Source organism: Rhodococcus baikonurensis (genome assembly GCF_040489275.1).
Lineage (GTDB): Bacteria > Actinomycetota > Actinomycetes > Mycobacteriales > Mycobacteriaceae > Rhodococcus_F > Rhodococcus_F baikonurensis.
Genome location: NZ_JBEUOQ010000008.1, coordinates 135,537 through 158,126, shown reverse-complemented (window position 1 = coordinate 158,126; position 22,590 = coordinate 135,537). Strand labels below are relative to the sequence as shown.

Here is a 22,590-nt window from a genome sequence, read left to right as displayed (position 1 = left end):
AGCGTGACCCACCTCAACATCGCCGACGTCGACTACTTCCTCCCTGATGGTCGACAACTGCTCAGCGGTGTCAGCTTCCGGGTCGGAAACGGTGCAAAAACTGCACTGATCGGCCCCAACGGCACTGGTAAGACGACGTTGCTTCGCATTATCGCCGGAGACGCCGTCGCCGACGAGGGCGCAGTCACTCGATCCGGCACACTGGGCGTGATGCGGCAATTCGTCGGCCAGGTTCGCGACGAGTCCACCGTGCGAGATCTGCTGTTGTCCGTGTCTCCGGCGCCGATCCGCGACGCAGCGCTGGCGCTCGATACAGCCGAAAACGCGATGATCGAGCGCGACGAAGAATCAACTCAGATGAAATATTCACACGCACTGGCCGATTGGGCTGACGTCGGAGGCTACGAGACGGAAGACTTCTGGGACAAGGTCACCACCGCGGCTCTCGGTGTCCCGTACGACCGTGCGAAGTGGCGAGCGGCCAACTCGCTGAGCGGGGGCGAGCAGAAGCGGTTGGTCCTCGAAGCACTGTTCGCTGGGCCCGACGACGCACTTCTGCTGGACGAGCCGGACAACTACCTCGATGTTCCGGGTAAGCGGTGGCTCGAGAAGACCATCTCGGAATCGTCGAAAGTCGTCTTGTTCGTCAGCCACGACCGCGAACTGATCGCCAATGCAGCTACCCACATCGTGACGCTCGAACCCGGAATCAGCGGCGCGACGTCGTGGACCCACGGCGCTGGGTTGGCCAGCTACCACCAGGCCCGCGAGGATCGCAACGCTCGATTCGAAGAACTGCGTCGGCGCTGGGACGAGGAGCACGCGAAACTTCGTGCCCTTGTTCTGCGATTACGTGAGAAGGCCAAGTTCAACGACGGCGTCGCGGCGCGGTATCACGCTTCGCAAACCCGGTTGGCGAAATTCGAGGAGGCCGGACCGCCCGAGGCGATCCCCCTCCAGCAGAAGGTGACAGTACGGCTGGAGGGTGGGCGAACCGCCAAGCGGGCCTTGGTATGTCAGGATCTCGAGCTGACGGGGCTGATGAAGCCTTTCGACACCGAGATCTGGTACGGCGACCGCGTTGCCGTGCTGGGCTCCAACGGTTCCGGAAAGTCGCATTTCCTCCGTCTGTTGGCGGGCGGTGGGACCGACCCGGGGACGGAGCATCTACCCGTCGAGGCGCTCGACATCGCGCCGGTCGAGCACGGTGGTACCGCGACGCTCGGTGCCCGGGTACGTCCCGGATTGTTTGCGCAGACCCACTCCAGGCCTGATCTGACCGGAAATACGCTGCTCGAGATCCTGCACATGGGCGACGAACACCGAAACGGAATGGGGCGTGAAGCGGCGAGCCGCGCGCTCGACCGTTACGGACTGTCCCGAGCAGCCGAACAGAAGTACGACGACCTGTCCGGCGGACAGCAGGCGCGACTGCAGATTCTGCTCCTCGAACTCTCCGGCGCGACGATGTTGTTGCTCGACGAGCCGACCGACAACCTCGACCTCCATTCGGCGGACGCGCTCGAGCAGGGCATCGCACAATTTGCCGGGACCGTCATCTCGGTCACCCACGATCGTTGGTTCGCGCGCGGGTTCGACAGGTTCCTCGTGTTCGGATCGGATGGGCATGTGTACGAGAGCGAGTCGCCGGTGTGGGACGAGGCCAGGGTCGAACGAGCACGCTGACGCTGTGTCTCGGTGACGCTGTGTCTCGCTGACCGAGTGCGCATCTGCCGGCTATTTGGGAAGAGGCGGCAACTCGTTGATCACGGCGTGAAGGAGACTCAGATCGCTGCGATCCGATCGAGGCGGTGGACACTGCGAAAGATCGAGCTGTGTCGGGAAGTGCCACAGAACGCGACCTGGATCTACTCGGTCGATCGCCGCGTACCAGTGGGCGAGTGGCCCAGCGAGCGCTGCATGAAGCTCGAAGTGCCGTCGTCGGCGGCTGTGGTCTCGCTCGCGTTGCAGCCGAAGTTGTTCCGGTGACGGCATCGAAATGACGGTCAGGTCTGCGAAACCCAGTTTCAGCTGTTCAAAAGCGCTTTCCACTGCCGAAAGCTCGCGCTCGAATCGCTCCGCTGGTGCCGCACCCACTGCGGCGAGGCACCAGCTGTAGTGCAGTTTCAACGGGTCGCTGTCGCAGATCGCGATGCCGGATCTCACTTCGAGTTCTTTCGCTTGCGACCATCGGTTCGAATTGACCGTTGCCCAGTAACTTGCCTGCACTTCGAGGTTGGTTCCGTCCGGTTCGAACCCGGTGGGCTGATATTCGGCCACGAATTCCTCGACGACCGATTCATTCGTCATCTGGGCTCGGCACCAAGTGGTCTTGCCGGCGGCGCTGGGTCCTTCCACTGCGATGATCACCAGTTGATTCTCCATAACGATTGGGGCGGTTGGTTTTTGCCCGTTGCCAGGAATCTCTTAACATCCGAAGGGGGCTCCTTCGTGGTCCGACACGGCCTTTTTCGGTGCGGTGGGTCACAAAATCGCAGTGACGGTTGCCACATAACGGACGGATAACGATCGGTATGGTTGAACCTCGAATCAATCGGTTGACCTGTGGCTATTGCTTGAATTACGAAAGAATCTGGTACATCAGTACCGGAAAAATGCCCCGTGACCAATCCGTGACCATCGCCTACGGTCGTTGACAGCCCGAAACTACCGGGCAAACACCGACCCGCAACTGCGTGCTTCTGCCCCGCGGGTCCGGTACTCCCGAAACCTTCGCGGGGCAGGAGTGAAACAGACGAGTCGATCGACGAGACGTGCAAGCGTCCGGACCGACCTCGTCCGCGGTGGCGGAGAGGATCTACCCAATGACCAGCATTACCTTCAAGCGCGCCCTCGGCGCAGTTGCAACCGCAGGCGCAGTCGTCGCGATCCCGCTCGCCATGAGCACCGGTACCGCTTCGGCAGCCGGCCACGACTGGTCCGGAGTCGCGAACTGCGAGTCCTCCGGTAACTGGGCCGCCAACACCGGCAACGGCTTCTACGGCGGTCTCCAGTTCACTCAGAGCACCTGGAACGCATTCGGTGGATCGGGCAACGCTGCCAACGCCAGCCAGGCTGAGCAGATCCGTGTCGCCGAGAACGTTCTCGCAGGCCAGGGCGTCGGCGCATGGCCCGTGTGCGGTCAGTACCTGACCACCGGCACCACCGCAGGCAACTACGAGGCCGCAGCAGCTCCCATTACCGCTGAGGCTTCCGTCGAGTCGGCTCCGGCAGCAAGCACCGGAAGCGGCAACTACGTGGTCAAGGCAGGCGACACCCTGTCGAAGATCGCTGCTGCACACGGCATCTCGCTCGAGAACCTCGCCAGCCAGGTTCCGAACATCAACCTGATCTTCCCGGGACAGTCCCTCTCGGTCTAGTCTCGTGGCCGTTCAGGTCTTCATTGCGTCGACATTGTCCGGAGCTGATGCAGCTCCGGACAATGTCGACGTTTCTGCGTTCGCAATGAGCTCTGCTGCTTCCGTGTGGATGGGATCAAGATCCTGGCGCCACCCCAGAATGCGCAGTGCGGACCCGGCGATCACCGCGGCGTCGGGGATCGGTGTTCCTTCGAGCGCGTCGGCTCTTGCGCTGATCACGCTTTCGACCAGACGAAACGGCAACTCGGCTAGTTGTGTCGACGCAGGATCACCCAGCGCGTCGAGAACTGCCTGGGCGAGTGCCCGGTACTGCTCGCGAAGCCGATCGCGATCAGCCCGGAACGACATGAATCTGTCGCTTCTCAGTTCCGGCAAGAGGTAAAGGACGCCCAGGTTCCACCGACCGGTGATCAGTTGCGCCGCGTCGAGGTACGACAGTGCATACAGCTTCACCTCGGGAGAGGCGTCGAGAGGCCTGAGATTCTCGGCGAAGTCGAGCGCCGGAGTCACTGTGTCGGCGAGTAGTGCAACGAGGATGTCGTCCTTGGTGGCGAAATGGTTGTACAACGACGCCTGACGCATCCCGACAGCTTCGGCAATGTGGCGAGTCGACGTCGCGGCAAAGCCTCGCGTGGTGAACAGTTCTGCAGCAGCATCCAAGATCTCCGCCCGGGCGGTCCCACCCGGGCGTCGGCGAGCTGTCAGGCGGGGTCGTCCGGGGCCGGCGTTGGTCACGCCTTCCATAGTGGCAGGCGGAGGCCTTACGTGCGGGGTGGACGGCCCTGTGAGCATTCGGTCACGTGCTCGAAACGTACTCAACGAGCCTGTTACAGAATCGGGCGAATCGTATACGCGGGCGTCACCTGCGACGAGTTGATTTCGCGAAAACTGTCAATCGACAGTTATTCGCCTCTGAATCGCCTCGCCGAAGGAGTACGCCGTTGAGTGCAACAACCCCGGCTGCGCAGCCCACCACCGCATCCGCACTCGCCTCGTCACCTCACGACGACGGCGACTTAGCGGAGTTCGGTTACGAGCAGCAGCTGCATCGATCGCTGGGAAAGTTCGCGTCGTTTGCTGCGGGCTTCTCCTTCGTCTCCATTCTGACGACGATCTTCCAATTGTTCGGCCTCGGTTTCGGTTTCGCGGGTCCGGCGTTCTTCTGGACGTGGCCGGTCGTCTTCGTCGGCCAGTTCATGGTCGCGCTCAACTTCGCGGAACTTGCTGCCAGGTATCCGATTTCGGGAGCCATCTACCAGTGGTCGCGACGGATGGGCGGTGAGATAGTCGGCTGGTTCGCGGGGTGGTTCATGATTCTCGCTCAGATCGTCACTGCATCGGCTGCTGCCATCGCCTTGCAGGTCGTGCTTCCCAATGTGTGGAGCGGGTTCCAGATCATCGGCGAGGACAGTGCGCTCACCTCCTCGAGCGGTGCTGCCAATGCCGTGCTGCTCGGTTCGGTACTTCTGGTTCTGACCACCTTCATCAACTGCATCGGCGTCAACTGGATGTCGCGTATCAACAATATCGGTGTGACCTGCGAAATCGTCGGTGTCATCGCAGTGATCGGGATGTTCTTCACCCACGCTCAGCGCGGACCGGACGTCGTCTTCGACACCGGCAGTGCCGGCGGTCAGCCCGGATACGCCTGGGCGTGGATCATGTCCGGACTGATGGCCGCTTACGTCATGGTCGGCTTCGGTTCGGCAGGGGAGTTGGCGGAGGAGACCCGCAACCCCCGACGCGTCGCACCTCGTACGATCCGCCTTGCACTGTCCGCTTCCGCACTCGGCGGCGGCTTGATGATCCTCGGCGCGTTGATGGCAGCCCCCTCACTCGCCGACGGACGCCTGGCCACGGAAGGTTTGCCGTACGTACTGACATCGATTCTGAGTTCGCCGTGGGGCACGGTCCTGTTGATCGACGTCTCGATCGCAGTGTTCGTGTGCACCTTGGCCATTCAGACTGCTGCGTCACGGCTGATGTTCTCCATGGCCCGCGACGGCCGACTGCCTGCCTCGCAGATACTGGCAAAGGTCAATCCCCGCACCGGAACACCTATCGCACCGTCCGTCCTCATCGGCCTGATCTGCATAGCCGTTCTGGCCGTCAACGTGGGCAACTCGGCAATTTTCGCGACCCTGTCCAGCGTATGCATCATCTTGATCTACTTGGCCTACCTCATGGTGACCGTGCCGCTGCTGGTTCAGCGTCTCAAGGGTTGGCCGCGCACCGCTGTCGGCCCCAAGTTCGACGCCGAAGGCAAAAAGCTTTTCTCCCTGGGTATCTGGGGAGTCCCGGTCAACATCGCCGCGGTTGTGTACGGCGCGCTGATGGTGATCAACCTGTCCTGGCCACGAGCCGAGATCTTCAACCCCACGGGGGAGTACCCCATTCTGCAGTGGGCCGCGCCCATCACGATAGCGCTGGTGGTGGTGCTGGGAGTCGCCTGCTTCCCGCGCGGCCGTGCCACCCCGAATCCCGTCACGATCGGAGCCTGACCATGAGTACTCAGACCACCGCCGGAGCGCGCGAGCATGCCCGGTCCCAAGCTGGAACGATCACCGATTCCATGCCCGTATTGCCTGCAACGCATTGGCCGAACCCACCCGAGGACGTCGCTCCCGAACGTCTGACCTGGGCTGAAACCGTGCCGGGTGGGCGGTACACGACCAAGGTTCTCGCCCGTGGAACCCGATTGCGACTTCGCGACATCGCCGGCAGCGCCTGCGCAAACATCTTGCTCTATCGCGCCGACGCCCCCTGGGAGCGTCTCAACGTCGCCGATACCGTCAAGGTGCCATGGCAGGCCTATCTCGGCGTCGGGCACCCGTTGCTCTCCGATCAGGGGCGAGTACTTGCGACCGTGGTCGCAGACACGTCGGGTCACCACGATGCGTTCTGCGGAACGACGTCACGTGCCACCAACGAGGCGAAGTACGGGCAGGGTTCGTTGCACAGCGCCGCACCCGCCGGACGCGAACTGTTCACCGTCGCTGCCGCGAAGAACGGACTCGGGCCGCAGGACATTGCGCCTCCGTTGTCCTTCTTCCACGGTGTCCGCGTCGAGGCGGACGGCGCTCTCACCAGTACCGGATCCGCCGGCGCAGGCGCAACGGTCGATCTTCTCATCCACCTGCCGGTCATCGTGATGATCGCCAACACCGCGCACCCACTTGATCCGGCGCTGGAGTTTCCCACCACGTCCCTCGAAGTGCTCGCGTGGAATGCGGCCGACGAACTCGGCAGCCTTGCCGGCGGCGGGCCGGAATACCAACGCGCAGTGCTCAATACCGAAGATGCCTGGACGGCTTCGAACCTGGAGGAGATCGTATGACCACCACCTTGGATGTGCCCGCCCTCGTTCCCGGAACGGTGATCCTCGACGAGATCGCCGATGCATTCGGGCCGTGGTCCGCAGTTGTCCGCGCCGGTGACGTCCTGACCGTTGTCGATCTGCACGGAAACCAAGCCGTCGACACACTCGTCTACGCCAGTGACGATCACAGCGTTCGGTACTCGGCAGCAGCGACGGTCGCAGCCCAGAAGAACCTGTTTCTGTCCGTAGGCTCCGTGCTTCGCAGTGACGACGGAACTCCACTCATGACCCTGGTCGCGGACGAGGTCGGAAACCACGACACCGTGGGCGGCGCGTGCTCACAGGAATCGAACACCCTGCGGTACGGCCACCACACCAAACATCAGCACGCGTGCGTCGAGAACTTCCTCGTCGAGGGCGCCAGATGGGGGCTCGGTAAGCGGGACCTGGTGTCCAACATCAACTTCTTCATGAACGTCCCGGTCGACCCCGACGGCACGCTCGGGATCGTCGACGGGCTTTCAGCGCCAGGCAAGCGGCTCGCGTTGCGTGCCGAACGCGACGTGCTCGTCCTCGTGTCCAACTGCCCGCAGATCAACAACCCGTGCAACGGCTTCGATCCGACTGCCGTCCGCATGATCGTCACACGGCCGGAGGCAGACGAATGAACGCAAAACTGACCATCGTGCGTCCCGGAATGTTGACGACGGTTCAGGACTATCCAGGACGCGTCGGGTACTGGCAGATCGGAGTCCCACCGTCGGGCCCGATGGACGACCTGTCGTTTCGGTTGGGAAACACCGCAGTCGGAAACCCCGAAGGTGCCCCCGGCATCGAATGCGCGATGGCCGGACCTGCGATGACGTTCGACGAGGACACCACGGTATGCGTCACGGGCGCCCCGGTGTCGGTGACGGTCGACGGCGTCGCACACGGTCAGTGGCGTCCCGTTTTCGTCCCCGCTGGAGCGGTGCTCGATGTCGGAACGGTCAGCGGCCCGGGACTGCGCATCTACGTACTCGTCCAGGGCGGAATCGAGACCGACGACTATCTCGGCAGCGCGTCGACCTTCACCCTCGGCAGGTTCGGCGGACACGAAGGGAGGACCCTGCGGGCGGGGGACGTTCTCAAACTCGGACAGGCGACCGGCGCAGCGGGAGCTGTTCCCGCCGAGCATGTTCCGGCGATACACACCTGCTGGGAACTTGCGGTGACCGAGGGCCCGCACGGGGCGCCGGAGTTCTTCACCCGCTCCGACATCGACACGCTGTACGCGACCGAGTACGAAGTCCATTTCAACTCCGACCGCACCGGAGTCCGGTTGATCGGTCCGAAACCTGACTGGGCCAGAACCACCGGCGGCGAAGCGGGACTTCACCCTTCGAATATCCACGACAACGCGTATTCGATCGGTGCACTCGACTTCACCGGTGACACGCCCATCCTCCTCGGACCCGACGGACCGAGCCTCGGCGGCTTCGTCTGTCCGATCACGGTCGTGTCCGCTGATCGCTGGAAGCTCGGACAGTTGGCACCCGGGAACAAGATTCGCTTCGTACCGATCCGCGCCGAACGCGCAGCCTCCCGCCGTGACCTCGGAGTATCGCGTCGAGCGTCCAATTCGGTTGTGCATTCCTCCGGTGGTGACGGCGACGACGGCGTCATAGCCCGCCGTGACGGCGACACCGCGGTCACGTACCGGCGCTCAGGCGATGACAACGTGTTGGTCGAATACGGCGACATGAACCTCGACCTGGCCCTCCGTGCGCGTGCACATGCACTGCATCAGCGACTCGAAGCCGAGAAGCCGGCCGGACTACTCGATCTCACGCCGGGAATCCGCAGCCTGCAGGTTCGCGTCGACCCGGACGTCCTGCCCGTCCGCAAGCTGATGGGAATGCTCGCCGAGGCGGAGGACACCTTGCCTGCTGCCAACGAACTCGTGGTGCCCAGTCGCACTGTGCGGATGCCACTGTCGTGGGACGACCCGGCTACGCGCGAAGCGATCCAGCGGTACATGCACGGCGTGCGTGCCGACGCGCCGTGGTGCCCGTGGAACATCGAGTTCATCCGCCGGATGAACGGTCTCGAATCCGTGAACGACGTGTTCGACACCGTCTTCGGCGCCGAATACATGGTGCTCGGACTCGGCGACGTCTACCTCGGGGCTCCGGTCGCGACGCCGCTCGACCCACGTCATCGTCTTGTCACGACCAAGTACAACCCCGCCCGCACCTGGACCCCGGAAAATGCCGTCGGGATCGGCGGGGCTTACCTCTGCATCTACGGCATGGAAGGCCCAGGTGGATACCAGTTCGTCGGACGTACGACGCAGGTGTGGAATCACCGTCATCCCGCGAAGTCCGGGCCGTTCGAGGAGGGCACTCCGTGGTTGCTGCGATTCTTCGACCGGATCTCCTGGTACCCCGTCGAGCCGGACGAGTTGATGGATCTGCGCGCGGACACCGCCGCCGGCCGCGGCGGGGGCGTCGAGATCGAGGACGGCAGCTTCTCGCTGGCCGAGCATCAAGAGTTCCTCGCGTCGAACTCGCGCTCGATCGAGGAGTTCCGCGCGATGCAGTCCGTCGCATTCGGGGCCGAGCGTCAACGCTGGTCCGACGCAGGGGAGTTCGCGCTGCCCGGTTGATGCTCGATCCCAGCGCGGACCACCGGCAGTCGTGTGCGTCAGCGAGTCAGAGCGCGATTGAACAGATCGATGAACGGGCGAGGCGACGGGGTTCCGGTGGGCCGGAAAGGCGCAGAGTCCCTCGACGCCGATACCCACTCGATTCTGCTCACCCGCGACAAGTCGAGCTGATGCCGGGTGTCGGCGGAGAGTCGGTGCAGGAAGAGGGTTCCGGTTCGCCCGTTTCCTTCCCGAAACGGGTGGGCATGATTGAGCGTCGAGTACACCGATGCGAGCGCGAACGACGCAGCGCCGTGATCGAGCGCTACCCAATCGACGGCGGCGATGATCTCTTCCACCTCGGACAGATAGTTCCGAATCGCCGAGACCGGCGCAAACGTCGCCGCACCTTTCCTGATGTCGACCGTTCTGATGTGGCCGGCCCACTGATACAGGTCTTGGAAAACGTGCTGGTGAAGCAAGAGTAGTTCGGCTGTGTCTCGCGTGTGCGGTACGAGGTCGCTGCCGAGATGCGCCTCGCCCAGGCGAAGCGCGGTCGCCGCGAACTCGAGTGATTGCAGGGCAGCGGGATCCCGCACGTCGAAGTTGTTCTCGAGTACCGACGTACCGCGATAGACGTACGGCGCTGATCTTCGCCAGCGGATCCGCGGGGGAATCGGTGACGACAGGCCGACAGCCCGCGCCAATTCCTGCTCGAAATATTCACGCCGAGAGAGTGTTCCGACGAGGACGGCTTCGAGTTCCGCGATCTGCTCATCGCTCGGATCCCAGCCTTCGAGGCGCTCCGCCGCCAGAACCTGTTCGAGCGCAGTGCGATTCACGGGTCGATGTCGGGTAGCGCCGACGCGGACGCGGCATATTCGAGTCGTCGTTGCACACCCGCGACTTCGCGCACCGCATTGCTCAGCAAGCTACGCGAGAGGGGAGTGAGTTCGGCGATCACGACTTCGTCGGTCGGGGGCCTACCCGCGGAGAATTGATCGGTCTGGTGGCGGACACGAATCTGCTGCAGCACCTCGAAAGATTCGATCAGTACCTGGGCGTCGTCGTCGAGTAGGAAACCACTTCCCGCTGCGGCTTTGAGGCGTTCGAGGGTCGAACTCGTGCGGGCGCCCACGGAAATCCCCGCCCATCGAGCGATGTTCACGATCGGTTGGACGGCGCTGGCTTTGAGGTCGACGGTTCCGGTCCGACGCGTCATCACGTCCTTGAACGAATGGAGCTTTGCCTTGTCGCCGACCGCTTCGCGAAGGAGCAGGCGCATCACTGCCGGGTGCAGTCGCAGTTGATCCAACGCCGCAGGACGAGGATCCAACGCAGGATCGCCCGCGACGACGCGGGCATCCGCGAGCATCGACAACATGACCAGGGCTTGGTCCTGATACGGATTGGACACCCATTTCCGCAGCGCAGTGCGCCATTGTGGGAGCGTCCGAGCAAACCTGGCCTGGGTCGCGACGGCGTTCTTGGTGTCGCGAGGGAACCCGCAGAGATCGAGGATGTCGTGGATTGTCTTCGCGGCGTCGGCTCCCTCGTGATGTGATTCGCCGCCCCACACCAGCGCACTGTCGATATCCGAAGAGGGGAGCGCTTCACGTCTGGCGACGCTGCCGAGCGACAGCCACGCGAAATCCGGTCGCTCGTCTCCGCCCACTACCAATTCGATCGCTCGCCTGACCGTCACGTCGATCAGCACCGCCAGCGTCGCACCGATGTCGAGCGGTGAGACCCGTGACGCCACCAATTCCGTCACCAGAACAGGGACCGCGCGGGCTGTTTCGATGAGGTGGGAGTCGTCCTGTGCCGTGGCGAGCGCTGCGCGCAGTTCGAAACCCTGATTGGTGGCCGAAGTCAGGAGGTCGCTGAGTTCGAGCACACCCATCAGTGCGCCTGCCTCGGTCACGACCGGGAGATGGCGCAATCCGTACTCGAGCATGTCGGTCACGGCGTCGGCGCCCAGTCGATCCGGATCGACTGTCACTGCTGACGGCGTCATCACCGTTGATACCGGCTGGTTGCTGTCGATACCACCGACTACCACGCGAGCGCGTAGGTCACCTTCGGTGAAGATTCCGAAACCGGTTGTCTCCGTCGGGATCACAACAGCGCGGCGGCCCGCATCGGTCATCAACTTGGCGGCATCGCGGATGGTTGCCCGGCCGTCGCAGACAATTGCGGGCCCGCGCAACAGGTCTCGCACCCGGCGCATGGCGGGACTCTGCATGCCTTGCCCCGCCGAGTGCCCCGTCATGGGGTCATTGTCGCAGGTGTGTCCGTTTCAGGCAGCGGAGGGGGAGATGTCAGAGACCACCGAGTCGCGAGAGTACGTCGAGAGCGGAATCTGTAGTACGCCAGAGCGCGTCGATCTCCTGTTCTGCGCCGGGACATGTCTGCGGATTCTGGAGGGCGAACCCGTTGGCCAGTGTGATGGTGTTGTATCCGCTGTCGGCGGCGCGGAGCAGTAGTTCCGAGGGCTGCGAGTTTCCGGCCAATCGGTCGAGTCCTTCGCCGACGAAGTAGAACCGCCAGAGCGGCCCGAGATCGGCGTCGTACTCGGCCTTGGTGAGGGTCACGATCGAACCACCCTTGACGGCAATGGAATCGACGATCTTGTAGAAATCGGGGACATCCTCCGCAGTGGTTCCGGATGTGGCGACGGCGTGAGCGAGGTCGACGGTGAGATGGGCGTTGTAGCCGGCCATGGCGACTCGTGCCGGACTGGCGTCGCACTGACGCGTCAGGGCGAAGTAGTTGCTCCACGCCGGATCGGTGGGAGTGCCGGTGAACTCCGCATGGACGTTCACCAGGTACCTGCGCAGCAATTCGTAGCTGACCGAATGGGCCCACTCGTCATCGTCGAAGGCCGCAGGGTCTCGCTGCAGCGGCATCACCGCCTCGTGCTCCACAGCGTCGAGGCCGACGGAGAACAAGCCTCGCCAATCATGGTGTGAGACGAGGATCGACGTGATCTCCCGATGACGTTCGACAGCGGTCTCGAGACGCGATAGTCCAGCGCCGGTCAGCGTCGTGACGTCACTGAGTTCGGCAACCCGATCCACCTCGGCATTGCTCAGCGGGCTGCCACAGGCCGTCGAAAGACTCTCGCCCGGATCTGCGAGTGCAGAGCCGGGCGAGAGGAAGGTGGACGCGAGGAAAGTGACGGTGATGCCGAGCGCGAGCGTCAACGGATACAGCCGCATCGGTGTCATCGGCTCAGACTAGGCGCCCACTTTCGCAAATGTCCGGATTGGCGATCAGCTGATAACCGCATCGGCCTCGATCTCGATGAGCAGAGCGGGGTCGATCAGCGAGCTGACCTCGAGGATCGTGGTGGCGGGACGAATTTCGCCGAACACTTCGCCGTGGGCGAGAGCGGCCTGCTCCCACTGCGTCATGTCGCGAAGGTACATGCGAGTGCGGATGACGTCGCCGAGGGTGGCGCCTGCCTCGGCCAGTGCTGCCTTGATGGTTTCGAGCGCTGCGCGAGTCTGATCGGTGAGGGTCTCACCAGGAGCGGTGGTGCCGGAGACTGCGATCTGGTTACCGATGCGCACGGCGCGGGAGTAACCGATCTTCGGTTCCCATTCGGAACCGGACGAAATGTTGATTCTGTTCGGCGTGCTTGTGTTCGACATGCGAGGAATTGTGCCAACAACTCACCGGCCGTGGTGAGGCACGGTCGGCTATTCGCTTCATCTTGACATAGCTTAGAACAAGTGTTCGACTTGGGGCCATGAGGTGGTCGGGTCAGGCATTGGATGCAGATGACGGAGCGCTACCCGGACTCGAACGGGCCGGGTTGGTGCGCTCCGTGCAGACTCCCGAGTTCGAGGGAATCACGTTTCACGAGGTGCTCTGCAAGAGCGCGCTCAACAAGATGCCCGAAGAGTCGACGTTGCCGTTCAGCTTCACCGTCAACGCTTTTCGTGGTTGCTCGCACGCATGCCGATATTGCTTCGCGAGACCGAGTCACGAGTATCTCGACCTCGACGCCGGCGCGGATTTCGACTCCCAAGTGGTCGTGAAGACGAACATCGCCGCGGTGCTCCGCAAGGAGTTGGCGCGAAAGTCCTGGAAACGGGAGGCGGTGGCACTGGGCACCAACACAGATCCCTATCAGCGAGCCGAGGGCCGATACCGCTTGATGCCCGGCATCATTCGCGCGTTGACCGAATCGGGAACTCCCTTCTCGATCTTGACGAAGGGAACTCTGCTCCGACGGGATCTGCCGCTGTTGAAAATGGCGGCGGCGCAGGTCGACGTCGGAATCGGAGTGTCGTTGGCGATCAACGACGCAGCCCTTCAGAAGCAGATCGAGCCTGGTACCCCGTCGCCGCGGGCGCGTCTCGAGATGATCCGCGCCATCACCGATGCCGGATTCTCGTGCAATGTCATGGTGGCGCCGGTCATTCCGTTCCTCACCGATTCCACCAGTCACCTCGACGGTCTGTTCGAGGCACTGTCGGAGGCAGGCGCGAGCAGCGTGACGGTCTTTCCGATGCACCTGCGCGGGAGTACTCGGGGTTGGTTCATGAATTGGCTTGCTCAGGAACACCCGGCGCTCATCCGTCGCTACCGCGAGCTGTACGGGCGGGGTGCGTATGTCACGCCCGAGTACAAGCGCTGGCTTGCAAGCCGTGTCGAGCCACTGGTCGAGCGTCATGGGTTGGGTGGTCGCTCGGAGCATCGAGACGTCAGTGCAGCCGGCATCGAATCGCGCGAGGCGCCTCGGGAACTGGTGGGTGCGGGAGCAGCTCTTACCTTGTTCTGACGGCCGTGGGCGCGTAAATCGGAGGCGCCCCGGACGTTTGCCGGGCTACATTCGCCTGGTGCTACTCACACTGACGTCCACCCCGACCTCGCAGACTCCTGATGCGACCGCGTTGAGCTACCTGCTGCACAAACATCCCGACCGCGTGCAAAGCTTCGACTTGGCGATCGGCACCGCCACGGTTCTGTACCCGGAGTCCTCGGCCGAGAAGACAACTGTGGCAGTGATTGTGGACGTCGACCCCATCGAACTTGTGCAGAGTAGGTATCGACGCGGCAAGAGTGGCGACAACTTTTCGCTGGGGGAGTACGTCAACGATCGGCCGTATGCGGCGTCGTCCATCCTCTCGGTTGCCCTGTCGAAGCTGTTTCGCACCGCGTTGACGGGAACGTGCAAGTCACACCCGGAACTCGTCGGAGCCGAACTCGCGTTGACCGTCTCGATTCCGGTGGTTCCGTGTGGCGGCGATGCGGATTTGCCTCGTCGGCTGTTCGAGCCGCTGGGCTGGGATGTAACCGCGATACCGGTGCAGCTTGATCCGCACCTGCCGACGTGGGGAAACTCCGACTTCGTATCGCTGACGCTCACCGGGGAACACACGGTGCAGAGCGCCCTGCGGCACCTCTACGTGCTGTTGCCGGTCCTCGACGACGTGAAGCACTACTGGGTGGGACCCGACGAGGCAGACAAATTGATCCGCGTCGCTGGAGAGTGGTTGGCGTCGCATCCGGATTCCGCGCTGATCATGTCCCGCTACCTGGCTCGTCGACGCGACCTGGTCGAATCGGTTGTCGATCGACTGATTCCCGAACAAGCCGAGGCGCAGATCGAAGTACCGCGACCAGATCCGCCGCTGGCGAGGCTTCGCATCGACGCAGTGTCGGCGACGCTTCAGCGACTGCCCGTGCGAACGATCGTCGACATCGGTTGCGGCGAAGGGAAACTGATCGAGGCACTGATGCCGCACGCTCGATTCGACAAACTTGTCGGGGTCGACGTGAGCGCGCGCGAACTGACGCGTGCGCAGCGGAGATTGAAGTTCACCGAAATGTCCGACGTCCAGCGTGAACGGGTGTCTTTGATGCAGTCGTCGGCGACTTACCGCGATGCACGGATGAAAGGCTTCGACGCAGTCGTGCTCATGGAAGTGATCGAGCACGTCGATGCTGCGCGGTTGCCTGCCCTGGTCAGATACGTCTTCGTGGACGCAGCACCGCAGTACGTGCTGATGACAACTCCGAATGCCGACTACAACGTGCTGTATCCGGCGTTGGCGGAGGGAGAGTTCAGGCACCCGGACCACAGGTTCGAGTTCTCCCGAACCCAATTCGGCGACTGGGCCACCGAAACGGCCCGAGCCCACGGGTATTCCGTGGAGTTCGAATTCGTCGGAGCCATCGATCCGGCCCTCGGCGGGCCGACGCAGATGGCGATCTTCACGAAGGAGGCACGAACGTCATGACGGTGTACGAGATTCCAGACCTCGCTCTTGTAGTACTCATCGGTGTCAGTGGCTCGGGAAAGTCGACCTTCGCGGCGCGTCACTTCGGTGACTTCGAAACTCTCTCGAGTGACACCTTCCGCGGGTGGGTCAGTGACGATCCGAACTCACAGGAATCGACGTCCGACGCGTTCGAAGTGCTGGAGTTCGTCGCAGCCAAGCGTCTGCGACGCGGACGTCTCACGGTTGTCGACGCGACCAACGTCCAGCCCGCTGCGCGCAAGCGGCTCGTTGCGTTGGCACGCGAGCACGACATACTGCCGGTGGCAGTCGTGCTCGATGTTCCGGAATCGGTGTGTTCGGCACGAAACGACGCTCGCTCTGATCGGACGTTCGGACGCGACGTCATTCGCCGCCAGCACCAACAGTTGACTCGCTCGCTCCGAGGTTTGGGTAAGGAAGGTTTCCGTTCGGTTCACATCCTCAGAGGTGAGGACGAGGTTTCCGAAGCCACATTCTCGCGCCACCCGCTGCGCAGCGATCTGCGTGTCGAGCATGGCCCGTTCGACGTCATCGGCGACATCCACGGATGTCGAAGTGAGCTCGAGTCGCTCCTCGTGAAACTCGGCTACACCCTCGACTACGGGACGGATGGCCGCGCTGTCGACGCGGTGCCGCCGGACGGGCGAACTGCCGTCTTCCTCGGGGACTACGTGGATCGGGGACCGGACTCGGTCGGTGTGCTGCGTCTGGTCATGGGGATGGTCGCGGCGGGACATGCGATAGCAGTTCCGGGTAACCACGAAAACAAACTCGTCAAAGCGCTTCGGGGTAAGAAGGTCACGGCCAGTCACGGACTGGCCGAGACGCTCGAGCAGCTTGCCGCCGAGTCGGCGGAGTTCCGCGAAAGCGTCGTCGACTTCTGCGACGGCCTCGTGGCGCACCTCGTCCTGGACGACGGCAAACTCGTCGTCGCACACGCCGGTCTCAAGGAGGACTACCACAACAGGGCGTCCGGCCGGGTGCGAAGCTTTGCGCTCTACGGTGAAACCACCGGTGAGACTGACGAATTCGGCTTGCCTGTTCGATACCCGTGGGCGCAGGACTACCGAGGATCAGCCATGGTCCTCTACGGTCACACGCCGGTGCTCGAGGTGGAATGGATCAACAACACCGCGTGCCTCGATACCGGGTGCGTCTTCGGTGGATCCCTCACCGCTCTTCGATACCCGGAACGAGAGATCGTGTCGGTTCCGGCGGAGCGGGTTTGGTACGAGCCGGTGGTGCCGCTGGCTGCGCCGACTCGCGATCCGGATGTGCTCGATCTGGCCGACGTCCTCGAAACGACCGGCGTCGACACCGAACTGCGAGGGAGAGTGTCCGTTCGCACCGACAACGCCGCCGGCGCCTTGGAAGTGATGAGCCGATTCGCGGTCGCCCCGCAATGGCTGCGGTACCTACCGCCGACCATGGCGCCCTGCGCGACGGCCCAATCCGACGACTATCTGGAACACCCGTCGACCGCGTTCGACGCATACCGGGCCGGCGGAATCGGAACAGTGATCTGCGAAGAGAAGCACATGGGTTCGCGGGCAGTTGTGCTCGTGTGCCGTGATCGATCGGTTGCTCAGTCCCGCTTCGACGCACCGGATTCGCTCACCGGGATGGTGCACACCCGCACCGGCCGTCAGTTCTTCGGCGACGGCCTGACTCAGCAGTTGATCGACGACATCGCCGCCGCAGTCACCGCAGCGGGGTTGTGGGAAGAGTTGGGCACCGACTGGCTGCTCCTCGACTGCGAACTGTTGCCGTGGAACGTCAAAGCGGAGGGTCTGCTGCGCTCGCAGTACGCGTCGGTCGCGGCGGCAGGGCGATCAGACCTCGCCGCTCGCAAGGCCGTGTTGGCGCAGGCAGGTTCGCGGGGCCTGGACGTGGCGGAAATGTTCGAACAGACAACTGTTCGGGCTGCCAGTATCGACCGCTTCGGTGAGGCCTACCGACGGTACGTGTGGCCGACGAACGGACTGGACGGCGTCACCATCGCGCCCTTCCAGATTCTTGCGACCGAGGGCCAGTCGTACGGGGAACGGGATCACGAATGGCACCTCGGTATTTCGGACCGCCTGGCCGCGGCCGACCCGAATCGATTTACCACCACGCGTCGACTGGTAGTCGATCTCGGTTCCGAGGACTCGGTGTCCGAAGCGACGAAGTGGTGGGAGTCGCTGACCGCTGACGGTGGTGAGGGGATGGTCGTCAAACCTCTGGCGAATCAGATCCACAGACCGCGGGGGTACAACGCGAAGGTACAACCGGGCATCAAGGTTCGCGGCCGGGAGTACCTGCGATTGATCTACGGTGCCGACTACCTCGAACCGTCGACGCTTGCTCGGCTACGCAATCGCAACCTCGGGCACAAGCAGTCGATGGCGCTGCGCGAGTACGCGCTCGGCATGGAGGCAGTCTCCAGGCTCGTCGACCGTGAACCTTTGTGGCGAGCGCACCAGGCCGTGTTCGCGGTGTTGGCTCTCGAATCGGAGCCGGTCGACCCGCGGTTGTGACGGCCGGTGCCGGGGCTCGGATTGATACCGTCGGGTATGGGCGTAATTACTCGCTTGGACGGTTTCAACCGACGCCATCCCTGGAGTCACAACGATCACTACGGCCGATGGATTCTACGTAATCTGCGCGGGGTCAGGTCCGCTCGTGCTCTCGACGTGGGGTGCGGGACGGGCAATCTGATCGAACTCTTGCGTCGGCGGTTCGACGTGGTGGTCGGTGTGGAACCCGACCCCACGACCTCGGCCGACGTGCTGGCAAGGTTTGTCCACGACGAGAACGTGATCATCGAAGCACGGCGGATCGAGGACTTTGCATCCGAGGCGAAGTACGACGCGATCACGGTCGTCGCGGCGCTGCACCATCTTCCACTCGACGAATCGATGAAGCGGCTGCGCGGCCTGCTCGAACCGGGCGGCCGGCTCGTCGTAGTCGGGTGTTATCGATCGACCACAGCCACCGACGGGCTCCTGTCGGTGTTGGCGACCGTCTGCAATCCCGTCGTCGGCGTCGTCAAGCATCGACGGGTTGCCTCCGAGTCGCTGAAGGCGATGACGGCTCCCACCGCTGACCCGGGTGAGTCGATGGCTGACGTCCGGCGCGCGGCCGCGTCGTGTTTGCCAGGGAGCAGGATCAGGAGACGACTGTTCTGGCGATACACCCTGATCTACGACGCGATGCCCGCGGGCGCGTCGGTGGGGGAGTGAGTAGACCGTTCCGGTTCCTGGGGAAACGCGCGTCGCCCGAACCCGACTATCACCAAGGAACCGATCATCAAGGCGACCCCGATGCCCGCCAGATGTGAGAGCCCACCACTGTCTACGACGGCCGCACCGAGCAGCGCGCCCGTTGCAATCGCGATCTGGAACACGACGACGTAGATGGCGGACGCGCGGTCGGTCCCGATCGGGACGGCGCGCAGAACCGAGGACTGGAGACAGATCGGAACAGTGGTGAACGCCGCGCCCCACAAGATCGTGGCGACGACGGCGAACGCTCCCATCGACGGCGCCAGGAGCCAGAAAATGGCCAGCGCGCCGGCCACCGTCGCGATCGAGATGAGCGTGAAAAGGCGCGATCGGCGGTCGTAGTACTTGCCGGCGACCCACACTCCGACGGCGCCCGCTGCGCCGTACACCAGAAGCATCGCGGTACGGATGCCACCGGACGAGCCGAGGCTTTCCTCCACCAGAAGCGTGAAGAACGTGTACGACGCAAACTGTCCCAGGGCGGCGAACAGCGTTGCCGCGCAGATGACGGCGAGTGCCCGTCGCATCTCCGGTGTCGGCTTCGGTTTGTCTCGCTTGTTCCGATGGCGCTGGTCGACCGGCATCTCAGGCAGCGCACGATGCAGCGAGAAAGCGATGATCACTGCCACCACACCGATTGCCGCCGACGCAGTTCGCCAACCCCAGGATTGGCCGATCGCCGAGGAAAGTGGACCCCCGAGAACAAAAGCGAGAGACGTTCCGGCATACACCATCGCGATTGCCTTGCCCTGTTGTCCGCGCGGAACCAGGGTGGCTGCGACCGGGGCAACGACAGCCCAGAACACCCCGTGCGTCGCAGCGCAGAGCAATCGTCCGATCACCAGCATCGGATAGTTGACGGCGCACGCTGCGACCAGTTGCGACACCGCGAGGGTGGCCACCGTCAGAACGACAACGCGTCGGCGCGGCCAGGTTTTGACCGCTCCGATCAGCGGAAGAGTCAAGACCGCGACACCGTATGCGTAGAAGGTCAGCAATAGGCCGACACGCCCTTCGGTGACGTCGAGGTCCGTCGAGATTTCGCTGAGCAGTCCGACGGGGAGCATTTCGGCCGTCACGTAGGCGAAGGCTGCTCCGGCCAGGGTCATCAGCCGGAGCGTGGTTGCCTTGGGCACTCGAGCGGTCATGTTGTGTAACGATACATGTATCGATACACACCTGCGCAATCGATATTTTGCACTCGCTATGCTGATGCTCATGGCCACACGTGCGCAGCGTTCGAGTCGACCGACGATGGCCGACGTCGCCAAGGCCGCAGGGGTGTCGGTGATGTCGGTGTCGTACTCCTTCGCACAGCCCGAGCGCGTGTCGGAATCAACGCGGGCCAAGGTGTTCGCGGCTGCTGAAGAACTCGAGTACGCGGGCCCCAACCGGGCGGCGCAGTCCTTGCGAAGCGGGAAATTCAACAACATTGCGGTCGTCTTCAGCGAGAAGCTGACTTACGCCTTCGAAGACGCAGTAGCCCGGCGGTTTCTCTCGGGAGTGGCCGAAGCGTGCCTGGATGCGAACGCCGGATTGATGATGCTGCCGAACTCGGGGAAAACTGGAGACGTCGACAGAGTTCGCGACGCAGCAGTAGACGGCTTTGTCGTCTGGACCACCGTCTTCGACGATCCCATCCTCGACGCGATCGTCGGCACCGGAAAACCCGCATGCATCCAGGGTGGGCCCCTGCACGAGGGTGTGGATCTCGTCGGGATGGACGATGTTGCCGGCGCCGTTGCGATCGCGGCGGTCGGGTTGTCGGGGGCGCAGCGGCCTGTGGTGATCAGCCTTCCGTGGGATCGTGAGCGTCGGTCCGAGATTCGGATGGACGTGGATCCAGGTGAAGCGTTGTTTCCGGTGTCCCGCCATCGGCTCGAGGGCTACGAACGCGGCGTCCGCAACGCAGGCCTCGAGTGGTCATCGGTGCGGGTGGGGGTCGTCACCGTCAACGAGCGGAGCGAAGGGTCTCGGATGGCTCGGTCCCTGCTCGACGTTCCCGTGAGCCGAAGGCCCGATGTCATCCTGGCGATGAGCGACGAACTGGCTCTGGGGGCTCTGGACGCGATCCGTGAACTCGGCCTCGCGCTGCCCGACGATGTCGCAGTCGTCGGATGGGACGACACAACAGCTGCATCGGACGCCGGCTTGACCACAGTTCGCCAGTCCCTCTTCGATCAGGGACGTAACGCAGCTCGCGTGGTTCTCGGGCTGGACGATGCGGTCGAGCCGGTCGAATGGTCGGTGCGTCGGCGAACTTCGACACGATGATCACGCCGGTAGTGGTCGACGCTCTGCGTCTTCGGTGGTTTGTTCCTCCCGAAGTGGGGGAGACCGTCCGGTGGGGACTCTCGTGGAATGTCGACAGCCCGCGCAGATGGGCGGTCGCCGAAGCCGCGGGCGCTTTGCAACTATGTGCCGGAACTCCTCGTGACGGCACAAACGCCCGTCAGGCGTGGACCGATTTCGACGAGAATGCTTCCACCACCGGAGTGGTTCGCCGTCTTCGGCTCATGTCGTTGGAGTCCGACATGCTGCCCGACCCGAAGTTTCCGCACGGCCCGAGCTGGGGCTGGGCTACGAGGCAATTCGTGCCCGGGTCCGAGCGGTTCTACGAGTTGGCCCGTGCGCCTCGCGCGTTGCGCTCGTATCAGCTGACCGATCGTGAATGGGGGCCGCGGCGCGAGGACTTCTTGCTCGTCGACCTCGAGACGGCTTCTTGATCTCTGGACCTGGCACCGTTTTCATCCATTGAGCACAGGCTCCAGCTGACCGGAAACAGTCTCTGCTCGATTAAACCGGTGCCAGCTGCTGTGGCTAGCCCGCTCTGCCGACCACGTTCCGTGCGTACCTGCCGGGCGGCGCCCCGACGTGTTTCACGAAGTGCCGCGACAAGTGGGATTGATCGTGGAACCCGACGTCGACGGCCACGTCCGCCAATTCGCGCCCCGCCAGTATTGCGCGTCGTGCCAGATCGATTCGGCGTCCCGTCACGTACTTGTGAGGCGGAAGCCCGAAATGCTTCGCGAAGTTCTTGATCAGATACGTGGAGTTCCGCTGCAGGATGTTCGACGCTTCCCGCATCGTGATTCCCGTTGTGAGTCGCGCATCGAGCAGGTCTCGCAGTTGATCGGCAACGCGTTCGTCAACGGTGGGCGTGTGACGGGCTCGGCCTGTGGCCGGTGCGAGGATCTCGTTCAATCTTTCAGCGAGGAACCCCAGGCGACTTTCGGCCTCGAGTGATTCGCCGCCTGGGCCGAGTGCAGAGTGCAGTTGATCGATGCGGTGGCGCAGCAGAGGGTCTCGAATCTCGGGACTGTCCACTGCCGGGCCTATGAGGACCTCGCCGAGAACTGACGTGTCGAGGTAAAGGATTCGTTGACGAAATCCGGCCTCGGTGACCGGAACTCCGTCGTGTGCGATGCCTGGCGGCAACAGAGTCACGATCTCGGGTGCTGCGCCATGAGCGCGATGATCGAGGTCGTATGCAATCGTGCCGCGGTCGACGAGCATCAGAGACCACTGATCGTGCGTGTGTTTGGGATAGGCGTGTCCGACGAAATCGGCATGGAAGACCTCGGTGATTCCCGCGAGGCCCGGTGCCCACGCGGTGATCTGTGCGCCGTGGGGATCCATGTCAGAAACGTACAAGACGCAGCTGCCGCGGGTGACGAAGAGTGGCGGGGTCGTCATCGCGGTGGTGGCGCGCCCGAGGGAGGAA

General features: G+C 63.4%; 20 protein-coding genes. 12 read left to right on the top strand and 8 right to left on the bottom strand.

What is annotated here, in order from left to right; genetic code table 11:
* Positions 1 to 3 precede the first annotated feature (3 nt).
* Positions 4 to 1,686: an ABC-F family ATP-binding cassette domain-containing protein gene (locus tag ABWI03_RS19850; protein ID WP_235172174.1), complete on the top strand. Its 1,683-nt coding sequence runs from the start codon at positions 4 to 6 to the stop codon at positions 1,684 to 1,686.
* A 51-nt stretch (positions 1,687 to 1,737) separates the two neighbouring features.
* Here ABWI03_RS19850 and ABWI03_RS19845 read toward each other — a convergent pair whose 3' ends face one another.
* Positions 1,738 to 2,385: a hypothetical protein gene (locus ABWI03_RS19845; RefSeq protein WP_298773910.1), complete on the bottom strand. Its 648-nt coding sequence runs from the start codon at positions 2,383 to 2,385 to the stop codon at positions 1,738 to 1,740.
* A gap of 440 nt (positions 2,386 to 2,825) precedes the next feature.
* Between ABWI03_RS19845 and ABWI03_RS19840 the strand changes: the two genes are divergently transcribed.
* Positions 2,826 to 3,380: a LysM peptidoglycan-binding domain-containing protein gene (locus tag ABWI03_RS19840; RefSeq protein ID WP_095970250.1), complete on the top strand. Its 555-nt coding sequence runs from the start codon at positions 2,826 to 2,828 to the stop codon at positions 3,378 to 3,380.
* Positions 3,381 to 3,392: 12 nt separating this feature from the next.
* On the opposite strand, the gene ABWI03_RS19835 is transcribed toward ABWI03_RS19840, so the two are convergent.
* Complete coding sequence (locus tag ABWI03_RS19835; protein ID WP_298773907.1) at positions 3,393 to 4,124, bottom strand: TetR/AcrR family transcriptional regulator; 732 nt, start codon at positions 4,122 to 4,124, stop codon at positions 3,393 to 3,395.
* Between the two features lie 197 nt (positions 4,125 to 4,321).
* On the opposite strand from ABWI03_RS19835, the gene ABWI03_RS19830 reads away from it, so the two are divergent.
* Genes ABWI03_RS19830 through ABWI03_RS19815 form a run of 4 tightly spaced genes read left to right on the top strand, consistent with a single transcriptional unit; the run spans position 4,322 to position 9,346 of the window.
* Positions 4,322 to 5,881, top strand: a complete 1,560-nt coding sequence (locus tag ABWI03_RS19830; protein ID WP_298773905.1) for an amino acid permease — start codon at positions 4,322 to 4,324, stop codon at positions 5,879 to 5,881.
* A gap of 2 nt (positions 5,882 to 5,883) precedes the next feature.
* The gene (locus ABWI03_RS19825) at positions 5,884 to 6,717 is read left to right on the top strand and encodes an urea amidolyase associated protein UAAP1 (RefSeq protein ID WP_200313898.1); all 834 of its coding nucleotides are present in this window, start codon (positions 5,884 to 5,886) and stop codon (positions 6,715 to 6,717) included.
* Positions 6,714 to 7,367, top strand: a complete 654-nt coding sequence (locus ABWI03_RS19820) for an urea amidolyase associated protein UAAP2 (protein ID WP_124568667.1) — start codon at positions 6,714 to 6,716, stop codon at positions 7,365 to 7,367. Before ABWI03_RS19825 ends, ABWI03_RS19820 begins: the two co-directional genes overlap by 4 nt.
* On the top strand, positions 7,364 to 9,346 hold the full coding sequence (locus ABWI03_RS19815) for a 5-oxoprolinase/urea amidolyase family protein (RefSeq protein ID WP_298773899.1): 1,983 nt from the start codon (positions 7,364 to 7,366) through the stop codon (positions 9,344 to 9,346). The genes ABWI03_RS19820 and ABWI03_RS19815 overlap by 4 nt, the downstream gene beginning before the upstream one ends.
* Positions 9,347 to 9,384: 38 nt before the next feature.
* Here ABWI03_RS19815 and ABWI03_RS19810 read toward each other — a convergent pair whose 3' ends face one another.
* Genes ABWI03_RS19810 through ABWI03_RS19795 form a run of 4 tightly spaced genes read right to left on the bottom strand, consistent with a single transcriptional unit; the run spans position 9,385 to position 12,981 of the window.
* Positions 9,385 to 10,167, bottom strand: coding sequence for a Fic family protein (locus ABWI03_RS19810; RefSeq protein WP_095970244.1), 783 nt, complete (start codon positions 10,165 to 10,167; stop codon positions 9,385 to 9,387).
* Positions 10,164 to 11,597 carry a putative nucleotidyltransferase substrate binding domain-containing protein gene (locus tag ABWI03_RS19805; RefSeq protein WP_235172180.1) on the bottom strand — a complete coding sequence of 478 codons (1,434 nt, stop codon included), beginning with the start codon at positions 11,595 to 11,597 and terminating at the stop codon, positions 10,164 to 10,166. Before ABWI03_RS19805 ends, ABWI03_RS19810 begins: the two co-directional genes overlap by 4 nt.
* Before the next feature lie 49 nt (positions 11,598 to 11,646).
* Positions 11,647 to 12,546 (bottom strand): DUF5995 family protein, encoded by a 900-nt coding sequence (locus tag ABWI03_RS19800; RefSeq protein ID WP_298773935.1) that lies wholly within the window; start codon positions 12,544 to 12,546, stop codon positions 11,647 to 11,649.
* 54 nt (positions 12,547 to 12,600) lie between these two features.
* A complete protein-coding gene (locus ABWI03_RS19795; RefSeq protein WP_095970242.1) occupies positions 12,601 to 12,981 on the bottom strand; it encodes a RidA family protein in 381 nt (126 codons plus the stop codon).
* Positions 12,982 to 13,079: 98 nt separating this feature from the next.
* On the opposite strand from ABWI03_RS19795, the gene ABWI03_RS19790 reads away from it, so the two are divergent.
* The 4 genes from ABWI03_RS19790 to ABWI03_RS19775 are packed head-to-tail and all read left to right on the top strand — an operon-like array spanning position 13,080 to position 18,824.
* Positions 13,080 to 14,117: an Rv2578c family radical SAM protein gene (locus tag ABWI03_RS19790; protein ID WP_095970241.1), complete on the top strand. Its 1,038-nt coding sequence runs from the start codon at positions 13,080 to 13,082 to the stop codon at positions 14,115 to 14,117.
* Between the two features lie 37 nt (positions 14,118 to 14,154).
* Positions 14,155 to 15,579: a 3' terminal RNA ribose 2'-O-methyltransferase Hen1 gene (locus tag ABWI03_RS19785; RefSeq protein WP_298773891.1), complete on the top strand. Its 1,425-nt coding sequence runs from the start codon at positions 14,155 to 14,157 to the stop codon at positions 15,577 to 15,579.
* Complete coding sequence (locus ABWI03_RS19780) at positions 15,576 to 18,119, top strand: polynucleotide kinase-phosphatase (protein ID WP_298773889.1); 2,544 nt, start codon at positions 15,576 to 15,578, stop codon at positions 18,117 to 18,119. Before ABWI03_RS19785 ends, ABWI03_RS19780 begins: the two co-directional genes overlap by 4 nt.
* A 36-nt stretch (positions 18,120 to 18,155) precedes the next feature.
* Positions 18,156 to 18,824, top strand: coding sequence for a class I SAM-dependent methyltransferase (locus tag ABWI03_RS19775; RefSeq protein WP_298773887.1), 669 nt, complete (start codon positions 18,156 to 18,158; stop codon positions 18,822 to 18,824).
* On the opposite strand, the gene ABWI03_RS19770 is transcribed toward ABWI03_RS19775, so the two are convergent.
* Positions 18,785 to 20,014 (bottom strand): MFS transporter, encoded by a 1,230-nt coding sequence (locus tag ABWI03_RS19770; protein WP_298773885.1) that lies wholly within the window; start codon positions 20,012 to 20,014, stop codon positions 18,785 to 18,787. The genes ABWI03_RS19775 and ABWI03_RS19770 overlap by 40 nt on opposite strands.
* A gap of 70 nt (positions 20,015 to 20,084) precedes the next feature.
* Here ABWI03_RS19770 and ABWI03_RS19765 point away from each other — a divergent pair, with 70 nt between their 5' ends.
* Both ABWI03_RS19765 and ABWI03_RS19760 read left to right on the top strand, forming a co-directional pair.
* Positions 20,085 to 21,140 (top strand): LacI family DNA-binding transcriptional regulator, encoded by a 1,056-nt coding sequence (locus tag ABWI03_RS19765; protein ID WP_298773883.1) that lies wholly within the window; start codon positions 20,085 to 20,087, stop codon positions 21,138 to 21,140.
* A complete protein-coding gene (locus ABWI03_RS19760) occupies positions 21,137 to 21,592 on the top strand; it encodes a hypothetical protein (RefSeq protein WP_283376386.1) in 456 nt (151 codons plus the stop codon). The genes ABWI03_RS19765 and ABWI03_RS19760 overlap by 4 nt, the downstream gene beginning before the upstream one ends.
* 94 nt (positions 21,593 to 21,686) lie before the next feature.
* Here ABWI03_RS19760 and ABWI03_RS19755 read toward each other — a convergent pair whose 3' ends face one another.
* The gene (locus tag ABWI03_RS19755; protein ID WP_298773880.1) at positions 21,687 to 22,505 is read right to left on the bottom strand and encodes a helix-turn-helix domain-containing protein; all 819 of its coding nucleotides are present in this window, start codon (positions 22,503 to 22,505) and stop codon (positions 21,687 to 21,689) included.
* Positions 22,506 to 22,590: the final 85 nt, after the last annotated feature.